Here is a 9,646-nt window from a genome sequence, read left to right as displayed (position 1 = left end):
CTGGAATCGGTGTCCTCCGGGGCGGGCGCGGGTTCCGGCTTCCGCGATTTCAATGGAAATCAGACGTCTGATTTCCATTGAAATCGCGGAACACCGGAGCTCGTCAGCGGGGGATGGTGGTGTGTTTGAACTCGTTGAGGGCGGTCCAGCCGGTCAGGAGGTCCAGGACCTTCGCGATGGCTTTGAGCGATGGTTCGGGGGCGGCGCCTGAAGGGGCACGGTTCATCAGGCGGACGAAGACCGCTTGGTCGTCGGCGATGAAGGTCGGGACGCCCCAGACGTTGTGGGAGGTCACGAACTCCTCGTGCTCCACACGGACTTTCGACAGCGCCGGCGCGAAGATCAGGTCGGGGGAGACGTAGGCAGCGATCACCGACAGGTAGCCGACGACGGTTCCGGCCAGCAGCGCGCGACGCGGCGCCCCGCTGCTGCTGAGCCTGGTGAGCCCGCTCGGCGCATCGCCCCGCTGAGTCAATGCGAAGAGTGTCGCGGAGCGTCAGGCGCGACACGCGGCGCTGGTGATCCGGCACGTGTCGACGTGCCACCAGGAGCACTGATCTCGGGGTCACGGCGGGCGATGCTACGCGGACGACGGCGCGAGGCGGATCGTTCCCGCATCTCGGACCGTCGTCCGAAAAAGGCGTTCTGCCAAGGGCGTCCGGGATCGTCTCCCGGTCGTCAGAAGCGCGGGTGTTCAGTCGTAGCCGCGGATGACGTGGTCTTCGTCGTGCGGTTCTGCAGGCTGCTGCGGGATTTCCGCTGCGGGCGGGTTCTGGACGGGCTTGTGCGGGACGGTCGGAGTGGCTTGGCGCTGCGCGGTCTGGAGCGGCACGGTTCTCCTCTTCGGGCCGGACACGTTGTTGAGGAGCACGGTACGGCGGGTGTCCGTGCGGTGAGTTTGTGTCGAACAACGAAGTTCCGCCCGCTGCTTGTGCACTCGGACAAGCGGAACACGCGGGTCTCGCAGTCGCCAGCCCCGGCGAAGCGCCCCGCGTGTGCCCGCCAGCGTTGCGGACAGGGTTTCGATCCGCCAATTTGTGCATCTATCGAATGTTCACTTACATGTGATTCATGCAGGTAAGAGTACTTCTTAGGTCCCTCTTAGATGCTATCTGCGAGTCACTTGGTTGTTGACTAGCGGACCTGCGCACGGATACGGTGCGGGCATGTGAGGCCGATGGGTCGGCCTCGCGCATTGGCAAGGTGTCTCGAAGGTGGTGGGGATGGCAGCGCAACCGCAGGAGCTGACTCGTCGAGCGCAGACCAATGCGGCGAACCAGCAATCGACGGGCGCAGCCGGGTACGAGCCCTCGCTGACCTGCGCGATGGCGGCCACGTTCCTCGACGAGATCTACCGAAGCCTCGACGAGACCTACGCATCCCTCGGTCTGACCCGCTGGAACCAACCCCACGCCGAAGCCATCTGGCAAGCCCGCAGCTTGCCCGGGGACACCGCGAACCGAACAGCCGCCTGAACCGGGCCGATACGGCGGTTCAGGCGGCTGTGGTGTCAGTTTTGCCTATAAATGGCACTAGTTTTCGTCCAGCGCTCCGAGTTCTTCGTCGGTGAGCAGGCGGGAGCGGATCAGGAAGCGGACTCCGTCCGGGGCATCCAGGGAGAAAGCCGCTGCCTCGGCCCGGGACTAGGTCGATCGTCAGGTGGGTGTGCTTCCAATACTCGAACTGCGAGCGGGACATCCACACCGGCACCGCTTGGTCGACGCCTTCCACCGTCAGGTCGCCGAGGTGGACGGGGTGCGCCACGAGCTGAGCTTGCGGCCAGCGTTGTGCACCGCGGTCCTCAATACCGAAAACCTCGTAGCACTAGGGTGTTTCACGACCACTGAGGCGGGCCGGGACGACCTGGAGATCCTGGAGAAGCCCTCGCTGACCTACCACCGACCGTGCCCCAGCGCAGCGCGCGGTCGAAGCCCGCCTCCGCCACCTCTGGACGGCGGACTAGCGCCCGACGCTTCGGTACTTCTTCCGCAGCCGGGACATCTCCGCGCGCACGGTGATCGTCCGCGTTGGGTCGTCGAAGAGCGCGGTGGACAGGTCCGGAGGTGGACCGCGCGCAGCGCCGAAGCGCAGGCCTTGACGATGAAGTCGTTCACCGACAGCTTCACCGCCGGGACGGTGGCGTTGATGTGCTTGCGCAGCGCCAAGAGCGCGTCGATTTCCAGATCGACGGATACCCGGAAGTGCGGCGCGTTGCGCTTGGCGGCCTGCAGCGGCTGCGCGATGGCCCGGCGCATCGAGGTGAGCGGTACCGCCTCGACCTCGGGCTCCGGCCGGTGGGTCGTGAGTGCGGAAGCCGGTTGGAGGCGGTTTTCGCACTCACGACCCCAGCGCTGCTCGGCTTCCCGCGCGTCAGCCACGCACACCCGGCCTCGGGAACCCGTTGCGCGGCAGTCGTGCAGAGTGATGCCGGGAGGGGCGACGGTGGACTCTTGCCAGGTTCGTCAGGAGGGGTGCGCGGCGGTTGTGGGTGCGGTTCGCGGTGGGACGGTGGTTCGGTCGGGATGCGGTGATTCCGGGGAGGGATTCGGGGCCGTATTGTGGTGTCGATCACATGTTCCACCTCGGCTAGCCAGGGAGCGGCGATGCGGCCCGAGCATCTCGACACGGCGCCGGAGCCAGCGGACCGGCGGTACTACGCCCGCGCGCTGGCTTCGGCACGGGACGACGTGCTTTCCGGGCAGCGTCCCCGCGTGCCAGTGCGGTCGTCGATCATCGACTCCTGGCAGCGGGTGCGCGGCAACGGGCTCGACCCCGACCGCGGTCGCGACGTCGATCCGGTGCCGTTGACCGAGGTGGAGTGGCGTCGCCAGCGCTGCGGGCTGGCCGGCGATCCTGTGCGGACGCTGCGCACTGGACTCCTGCCTGCGGCCGACAGCGCCGGGCACATCGTGGTCGTGGTCGACCGCGACGGCCGGCTGTTGTGGCGCGAGGGAAACCGGGCGGTGCTGCGGCGGGCCGACCAGCTCGGGTTCGTCGAAGGCGCCAGCTGGGGTGAAGGCGCGGTCGGGACCAACGCGATCGGGACGGCTCTCGTCGAGGGCCGTCCGCTGCACGTTCACGCCACCGAGCACTACGTCGGCACCCACCACCTCTGGACCTGCGCCGCCGCGCCCGTGCACGACCCCCGAGACGGTCGGTTGCTTGGCGTGGTCGACATCAGCGGCCCGCGCGACACCGCGCACCCGAGCATGCTCGCGCTGGTCAGCGCGGTGGCGGAGATGGCCGAGGTTCGGTTGCGCGAAGCGCACCGCGACCAGCTCGACCGCCTCCGGACCATCGCCGCCCCACTGTTGGCGAGACTTCCCGGACAGGCGCTGGTTGTCGACCGCAACGGCTGGGTCGCCGCATCGACCGGGCTGCCACCGATCGACCGCGTCGCGCTGCCCGCGCAGCTTGACGCGCAGCGGGTGTGGGTGCCCGCGTTTGGAGACTGCGTGCTGGAGCCATTGCCCGAGGGCGTCCTGCTGCGCCCGGGAGGGCTCGAGAACGCGGCGTCCGCGCGGGTGATGCTTGACCTTCGTGGCGTGCGACCGCAGCTGGCGGTTCACCGCGATTCGGGCAGCTGGTCGTACCAAGTCAGTGCCCGCCACGCCGACGTCCTCGCCCACCTCGCCGAACATCCGGCGGGATGCAGCGCTGCAGACCTCGCCGCGCACCTGTTCGCCGATCCCTCGCGCACGGTCACGGTGCGGGCCGAGATGTCGCGGCTGCGCAAGCGCTTCGGCGACCTGCTCGACCACCGACCGTACCGCTTCCGCCCGGAGCTGGACGTGGCGGTGCTGCGCTGACTAGCCCGTTCGCCGGTTTGACCGGTCCGCACGGGTAATTAAGTTCGTCGCATGAAATCGCGCTGGTTCGCTGGAATCCTCGCGGTCGTGCTGGCCGCCACCCCCGTCGCCGTCGCGCACGCCGAGGCGCCGCAGAAGTCGCCGCACCACACGAGGTGTGAGTTCATCCCCACGCCGGACAACCCGGCGGCACGCGAGGTCGACCCGCCCAAGCCGAAGGCGAAGACCAAGGACACGGTGCGAGCCGAGATCCAGACCAACCACGGCGACGTAGTGGTGGAGCTCGACCGCGCGACCGCGCCGTGCGCGGTGCACAACCTCGTGCACCTGGCGCGCAGCGACTTCTACGACCGCTCCCGCTGCTGGCGGTTGACCAACTCCGAGCGGCTCGGCGTGCTGCAGTGCGGCGACATCTGGTCGGTGGAGAAGGGCGGCCCCGGCTACCGCTTCGCCGACGAGGTGACCGGCGCGGAGACCTACCCGCGCGGCACCATCGCGATGGGCAACCAGGGCCCGGACACCAACGGCAGCCAGTTCTTCATCGTCCACTCGCACGCCAACATCAAGCCCGCCTACACAGTCCTGGGCCACGTGGTGAGCGGCATGGAGGTCCTGGACGAGATCGTGGCCGGCGGCATCGTCCCCGGTGAGGGCGGCGACCCGGGCGACGGCGAACCGGTCCTCCCGGTGGAGATCGAGCACGTCAAGATCCGCGGCTGACGCCGAACCACCTGGTCAGGGCTTCGCGGAGCGAGTCCTGATCCGGGGAATCCGAGGCCCAGGCGAGGTAGCCGTCCGGGCGCAGGAGCATCGCGGCGGCGGGCAGGTCGGATCGGACGGCGATGACGTCCACGCGATCCGACCAGCCCGCCGCCGCATCGGCCAGGGTGCCGGTCGTGTCCAGCAGCAGCGGGCGGGCGGTAGATGTGTCCAGTTGCAGATCGGGCGCCCAGCGGCCGATGAGCGGGTGCGCGTCGCCGATGTCGTAGCGGATGTCCGCGCTGGACATGGTGTTCGCGCGGCCGGTCGGAGAACGGCGCGAAGGTGAACACCCCGCGTTCGGTGCGGTGGTGGAGGAACGGCGGAACGAGTCCGGCGCCGGGCAGGTCGAGACCACCGGTCTGTTTGTCGAGCAGTTCTTCGGGAACGATCACGTGAGCTAGGCGGGACACGACGTTGTCCCTGGAAACTCCGGGAAAGTCGATGTTGGAGAGTGTGCGCGTGGTGCTCCGCCCGCCGTCCGCGCCGACCAGGAAACGGGCGCGCAACCGGTAGTCGCCGTCCGGCCCGGTGATCTCGGCAGTGACCGCCTCGTCGTCCTGCGACAGGCCGGTGAGCTCGTGGCCGCGGCGGATCTCGGCGCCCAGCTCGATCGCGCGTTCTTCCAGCACCTGCTCGATGCGGTGCTGCGGCACGCTCAATCCGTAGAGCGGGTTGTCGTCGAGTTCGTGGAGTGGCAGCGGGAAACCGCCGAACACGAACGCCGGGATGGTTGCGGTGGTTCTGGGGTGCCGCTGAGTCGTTGATACAGCCCACGGCGGTTGAGAAGGCGCACGACCTGGCCGATCAGGCCGTTGGCGCGGTTGCGCGGCACGAGCTCCGGCTCCCGCTCCAGCACCAGTGCGCGGATTCCGGCCAAGCCCAGCTCGCAGGCGAGCATCAGCCCGTTGGGTCCGCCGCCTGCGATGACGACGTCTTCCGGCATGGAGTTCTCCCTTGCTACAGGAGGAAAAACTTCATGATCAGCAAGTTTCTGTGCTGCGCCAGTCGGTGAGGTGTGCGTGGATACCGCGCAGGGCGTCGTGGGACTCGCAGTACGCCTCGAACAGCGGGTTCAGCCGGTCGGCGTCGGCGGCGGGTGTGAACACCCGGTCCACCGCGACTGTCGCCGCTGCTGCGGTGGCGATGTCCGGGTAGGCGCCGGTGCCCACCGCACCCAGCAGAGCCGCGCCGAGCACCGCGCTGTCGTAGACCCGCAACCGTTCGATCGGGCGTTGCAGGACGTCGGCGTGGATCTGCGTCCACAGATCGCTTCGCGCGCCGCCGCCTGAGAAAGCCAAGGCGGGCAATGGAAATCCGCATGCGCGCTCGACCGGATCCAGCACGTGCCGGGCGGACATCGCCACGCCTTGCAGGACGGCGCGGCACAGGTCCGCCTGCGACGTCGCCGAGCTGAGCCCGAAGAAGCTCCCGCGCACCTCGGAATCCCACAGCGGAGCCCGCTCGCCCATCAGGTGCGGGGTGAAGATGACGCCCGGCGTGCCTGTTTCGGCCGAGGTCAGCACCTCCTCGATGCTGAGCCCGGATGCCTGGCACCACCAGCGCAGGGCGTCGCCGGCTGCCTGCGTTGGCCCGGCGTGCACGAAGAGCCCGTCCTTCGGCGGGAACGCCACGACCTCGGGAACCGGCACTGACTCGGCGGAAGCACCCGCCACGACCAGCGACGTTCCGCACGACACCATGCCGCGACCGGACTCGGTGGTGCGAGTGCCGAACACGGCGCTGTAGGCGTCCATCGTGCCCACGACGACCTCGGCGCCGCCGAGCTCCGGCGCGGACCCCAGCACCACCTCGGGTTCGGTGATCTCCGGCAACTTCCCGGCCAAGCCGTCAACCAGCTCGACGGCCTCGCGGAGGTAGCCGGTCGAGCCGGCGACGCGGACGGCGGACAGCTGGTCGGTGGCGAGGCACCCGGTCAGCTTGGCGATCACGAAGTCCTTGGGGCTCAACACCCATCGCGTCCGCGCCCACAGCTCGGGCTCGGTGCGGGCGAACCACTCCGCGCGGGACCCCACGAACGATGCGTCCAGCACGATCGGCCCGCCCCAGATGCGCGTCTTGTCCACTGAGGTCAGCCGGGCGTCGAGTTCCCGCGCGACCTCAGCGCAGCGCTGGTCCTGCCAGATGATCGCCGGGGCGAGCGGGCGCAGCTGGTTGTCGACGAAGACGTGGGTGTTGACCTGGCTGACCACGCCGACCGACCGCACGGCGTCGACGTCGAGCCCGGCGAGCACGGCCTGGATGCCCTCGGTGCAGCCGCGCCACCAGTCCATCGGGGCCTGCTCGGCCCAGCCCGGCCGCGGGCGGTGGATCGGGTACGCCGCGGTGTGCGTCGCGACGAGGTTCCCGTCCAGCTCGAAGACGGCCACCTTCACCGCGGTCGTGCCCACATCGATGCCCAACATCAGCCCGGTCATGCCCAACATCTACACGACCGCCTGGAGCTGTCAGCTTCCTGTGCGCGCGTTGTGTGCGCTGGGCGGCAGCTTGTCCGTCATGAAGATCGCGAACGAACACCAGGAGCAGGCGTGGAACGGCTACGAAGGGCAGCACTGGGCAGACAACCGGCACCGCTACGACCGGATGCTCGACGACAGCACCGCAGCGCTGTTCGAGGTGGCGTCGATCGAGCGCACGCACCGGGTGCTGGACATCGGCTGCGGATCCGGCAGGACCAGCCGGATCGCCGCTGGCCAGGCGTCCGACGGGCAGGTGCTGGGGGTTGACCTGTCGGCCCCGATGTTGGCCCAAGCCAGAGCCGCGGCGGCCGACGAAGGACTGAGCAACGTGATGTTCGAGCAGGGCGACGCGCAGGTGCACGCCTTCCCGGCCGCGCAGTTCGACCTGGCCATCAGCCGGGGCGGGATCATGTACTTCGGTGACCCGGCCGCGGCGTTCGCCAACATCGGCGGAGCGCTGAAGGCCGGCGGTCGACTCGTCTTCGGCTGCGGCCGCGACGGGGAGAGCGGCTTCGACGTGCTCTGGACGGCTCTGGGCGCCAACGTCGCGTTGCCGGACCCAGCGAAGTCACGGCCACAGTCCCGGGCTGGCTGGTCTCAGCCGTCTGGCCGGGCTGACCGCCGCTCGGTCACCCGAGGGGTGGTCAATTTCGCGAGAAATTGACCACCTCAAGGGTGACGGAGCGATCAGGGGTGGCGGAGGTTCGTCTCGATGAGGGCGAGTGCTTCGGGGTGGTTGAGGTTTCGGCCTCGGTCGTAGGCGGATCTGGTTGCGGGGTCAGACAGGGCTGTGCGTAGGGGTTTTGTGTCGGGGTTGGTGGGGTCTGGTGCGCCGCGGAGGGCGTCGGCCGCTCCGAGGACTTCCGCGGTGGTGACGGTTGCTCCTTCGCGGTCGCGTAGGCGGGCCACTGCCACTGCTGTGATCGCCACCAGTGGCATGTCGAGAGTTGCTGAGGCTGTGGTGAAGGTTTGGTGAGTTGGGTGCGGGCGGTGGGGAGATCTCCGGTGTCCACGGCCAGGTTTCCGAGCGCGCAGTCGCGAATCGCGCGGAACGGTTCGTACTTCGGGAGCTCGATCGCCCGGTAGTAGCGTTCCGCCGCCGCGAGATCTCCGTCGTGGCGTGCCAGATCACCGAGCGTCAGCTGCGCGTGCATCGCGGCCGTCGGGTGCGCTTCGAGCAGTTCGTGCAGTCGAGCGCGGGCTTCGGCGACGTTGCCCTTCCGGTGCAGGACTTGGGCCAGCCACCCTTCTTCCATCGCAGCGGGTTGTTCAGGGTCGAGCTCTCGTCGCAGCCGGATCGACTCCGCCAGGGACACTTCGGCGCGGTCGAGGTCGCCGAGGGACAGCTCCGCGTACCCGAGCGAGGACATCGCGACGGAGCGGGCCCACCGTTCGCCGCAGCGGCGGAACGCCTCCGCCGCGCGCACCAGTTCCGGGCGCATCGCGTCCAGACCACCGGTGTTGGCGTTGCTGAAGGCGCGGATCAGATGCGCCATCGCCCGCGTCCACTCGTCCGGATGCGACGGGAGGTCCGCGGTGTCGGCTGTGGCGTCGACAGCCAGCGCTAGCATCGCGTCGAGCAACGCACCCACCGGATGTTCCGGGGCCGGCGCGCAGCGAACAGGACCGAGCTGGGGTCGGTTGGTGTCGCCGGACAGCATGAGGTTCAGCAGGTACCAGACCGTTGCCGGCGCCCCGGATGTAGTGGAGAACGCAAAACCCAACCGCTCAACGGATTCCACGTGCGTCGGTGAGTTGCTCGCGGATCCGTGCGCGTTCCCGCTCGCGCCCGATGAAGCTGATCATCGATGCGCGCAGATTGCTGCGGCGCTGTTTGACCGGCTGTCCGCGCAGCACGGCCAGATGCGCTTCGGCCAGCTCGGTGCCTGGTTCGGTGCCGAGTTCACCGACCATCGACCAGCGGACGGAATCGAAGTGGCGCAACGCCTCCGCAGATCGGCCGTCCGCATGCAACGCGCGCATCAGCAACGCGTTGGCCCGCTCGCGCAGCGGATGCTGTGCAGTCAGCTCCGCCAACTCAGCCGCCAGCACGGTGGGATCGCCGCTGAGCTCCAGGTCTGCGGCAGCGCGATCCTCGACGGCTGACAGCCGCAGCTCGCTCAGGCGGACCGCAGCAGCTGCGGCGTACGGCGTGTCCCCGGCATCGACCAACGCTTCGCCCCGCCACAGCTCCAGCGCGTCCCGCAACACCTTCGCGGCCACCGACGGCTCACCACGACCGAGTGCGCGGCGACCTTCGCGTGCCAGTCGTTCGAAGCGGAGGACGTCCACGTCGTCCGGTTCGATGTCCAGCCAATACCCTGAATTCCCCGACCGCAGCACAGATTTCTCCGGCAGCGCCCGACGCAGCCGAGTCATGATCGAGTGCAGCGCGTGCGTCGGATCGTCCAGCTCGCCGTCGGGCCACAGCGCATCCGCCAGCGCGGCAACCGAAACCTGACGCCCGGCGTCCAGCGCGAGCCTGCTGATGACGGTCCGCAACCGCTTCCCGCCGATGGGAACCGTCAGGCCGTCCGAAACGACCTCCAGTGGCCCGAGCAGCCCCACGCGCAAGCGAACCGGGGTCTCCACCATGCC

General features: G+C 68.9%; 13 protein-coding genes and 2 pseudogenes. 5 read left to right on the top strand and 10 right to left on the bottom strand.

The window, feature by feature from the left end:
• Nucleotides 1–103: 103 nt before the first annotated feature.
• Both ACWCO2_RS33300 and ACWCO2_RS33295 read right to left on the bottom strand, forming a co-directional pair.
• Nucleotides 104–475 carry a hypothetical protein gene (locus ACWCO2_RS33300; protein ID WP_450131770.1) on the bottom strand — a complete coding sequence of 124 codons (372 nt, stop codon included), beginning with the start codon at nucleotides 473–475 and terminating at the stop codon, nucleotides 104–106.
• Between the two features lie 219 nt (nucleotides 476–694).
• Nucleotides 695–832 carry a hypothetical protein gene (locus tag ACWCO2_RS33295; protein WP_450131769.1) on the bottom strand — a complete coding sequence of 46 codons (138 nt, stop codon included), beginning with the start codon at nucleotides 830–832 and terminating at the stop codon, nucleotides 695–697.
• 391 nt (nucleotides 833–1,223) lie between these two features.
• Here ACWCO2_RS33295 and ACWCO2_RS33290 point away from each other — a divergent pair, with 391 nt between their 5' ends.
• Nucleotides 1,224–1,475, top strand: a complete 252-nt coding sequence (locus ACWCO2_RS33290) for a hypothetical protein (RefSeq protein WP_450131768.1) — start codon at nucleotides 1,224–1,226, stop codon at nucleotides 1,473–1,475.
• Between the two features lie 57 nt (nucleotides 1,476–1,532).
• Here ACWCO2_RS33290 and ACWCO2_RS33285 read toward each other — a convergent pair.
• Together ACWCO2_RS33285 and ACWCO2_RS33280 are read right to left on the bottom strand one after the other, a co-directional pair.
• Nucleotides 1,533–1,752 (bottom strand): annotated as a pseudogene (locus ACWCO2_RS33285) (DUF779 domain-containing protein); the annotation flags it as partial.
• 140 nt (nucleotides 1,753–1,892) lie between these two features.
• Nucleotides 1,893–2,378 carry a 2-oxo acid dehydrogenase subunit E2 gene (locus tag ACWCO2_RS33280; protein WP_450131767.1) on the bottom strand — a complete coding sequence of 162 codons (486 nt, stop codon included), beginning with the start codon at nucleotides 2,376–2,378 and terminating at the stop codon, nucleotides 1,893–1,895.
• 225 nt (nucleotides 2,379–2,603) lie between these two features.
• On the opposite strand from ACWCO2_RS33280, the gene ACWCO2_RS33275 reads away from it, so the two are divergent.
• On the top strand, nucleotides 2,604–3,809 hold the full coding sequence (locus ACWCO2_RS33275) for a GAF domain-containing protein (protein ID WP_450131766.1): 1,206 nt from the start codon (nucleotides 2,604–2,606) through the stop codon (nucleotides 3,807–3,809).
• Nucleotides 3,810–3,860: 51 nt separating this feature from the next.
• Entirely contained in the window at nucleotides 3,861–4,529 is a 669-nt protein-coding gene (locus ACWCO2_RS33270; RefSeq protein WP_450131765.1) for a peptidylprolyl isomerase, read from the top strand.
• On the opposite strand, the gene ACWCO2_RS33265 is transcribed toward ACWCO2_RS33270, so the two are convergent.
• Nucleotides 4,513–4,818: an aromatic-ring hydroxylase C-terminal domain-containing protein gene (locus ACWCO2_RS33265; RefSeq protein ID WP_450131764.1), complete on the bottom strand. Its 306-nt coding sequence runs from the start codon at nucleotides 4,816–4,818 to the stop codon at nucleotides 4,513–4,515. The two genes, ACWCO2_RS33270 and ACWCO2_RS33265, sit on opposite strands and share 17 nt — an antisense overlap.
• On the opposite strand from ACWCO2_RS33265, the gene ACWCO2_RS33260 reads away from it, so the two are divergent.
• Nucleotides 4,802–4,972 carry a hypothetical protein gene (locus ACWCO2_RS33260; protein ID WP_450131763.1) on the top strand — a complete coding sequence of 57 codons (171 nt, stop codon included), beginning with the start codon at nucleotides 4,802–4,804 and terminating at the stop codon, nucleotides 4,970–4,972. The two genes, ACWCO2_RS33265 and ACWCO2_RS33260, sit on opposite strands and share 17 nt — an antisense overlap.
• 63 nt (nucleotides 4,973–5,035) lie before the next feature.
• Here the strand turns inward: ACWCO2_RS33260 and ACWCO2_RS33255 are convergent.
• The 3 genes and pseudogenes from ACWCO2_RS33255 to ACWCO2_RS33245 all read right to left on the bottom strand — a co-directional run.
• Nucleotides 5,036–5,200, bottom strand: a pseudogene (locus ACWCO2_RS33255) (FAD-dependent monooxygenase); the annotation flags it as partial.
• Nucleotides 5,201–5,226: 26 nt separating this feature from the next.
• Nucleotides 5,227–5,514 carry an FAD-dependent monooxygenase gene (locus ACWCO2_RS33250; protein ID WP_450131762.1) on the bottom strand — a complete coding sequence of 96 codons (288 nt, stop codon included), beginning with the start codon at nucleotides 5,512–5,514 and terminating at the stop codon, nucleotides 5,227–5,229.
• Nucleotides 5,515–5,551: 37 nt separating this feature from the next.
• On the bottom strand, nucleotides 5,552–7,006 hold the full coding sequence (locus ACWCO2_RS33245; RefSeq protein ID WP_450131761.1) for a xylulokinase: 1,455 nt from the start codon (nucleotides 7,004–7,006) through the stop codon (nucleotides 5,552–5,554).
• 79 nt (nucleotides 7,007–7,085) lie between these two features.
• Here ACWCO2_RS33245 and ACWCO2_RS33240 point away from each other — a divergent pair, with 79 nt between their 5' ends.
• A complete protein-coding gene (locus tag ACWCO2_RS33240; protein ID WP_450131760.1) occupies nucleotides 7,086–7,712 on the top strand; it encodes a class I SAM-dependent methyltransferase in 627 nt (208 codons plus the stop codon).
• On the opposite strand, the gene ACWCO2_RS33235 is transcribed toward ACWCO2_RS33240, so the two are convergent.
• A complete protein-coding gene (locus ACWCO2_RS33235) occupies nucleotides 7,693–8,640 on the bottom strand; it encodes a tetratricopeptide repeat protein (RefSeq protein WP_450131759.1) in 948 nt (315 codons plus the stop codon). The two genes, ACWCO2_RS33240 and ACWCO2_RS33235, sit on opposite strands and share 20 nt — an antisense overlap.
• A gap of 136 nt (nucleotides 8,641–8,776) precedes the next feature.
• Nucleotides 8,777–9,643 carry an AfsR/SARP family transcriptional regulator gene (locus ACWCO2_RS33230; protein WP_450131758.1) on the bottom strand — a complete coding sequence of 289 codons (867 nt, stop codon included), beginning with the start codon at nucleotides 9,641–9,643 and terminating at the stop codon, nucleotides 8,777–8,779.
• Nucleotides 9,644–9,646: the final 3 nt, after the last annotated feature.

Source organism: Saccharopolyspora sp. NPDC002376, assembly GCF_053593195.1.
Note: the sequence above shows the minus strand (reverse complement) of the source record. Positions and strands in the feature narration are given on the sequence as shown.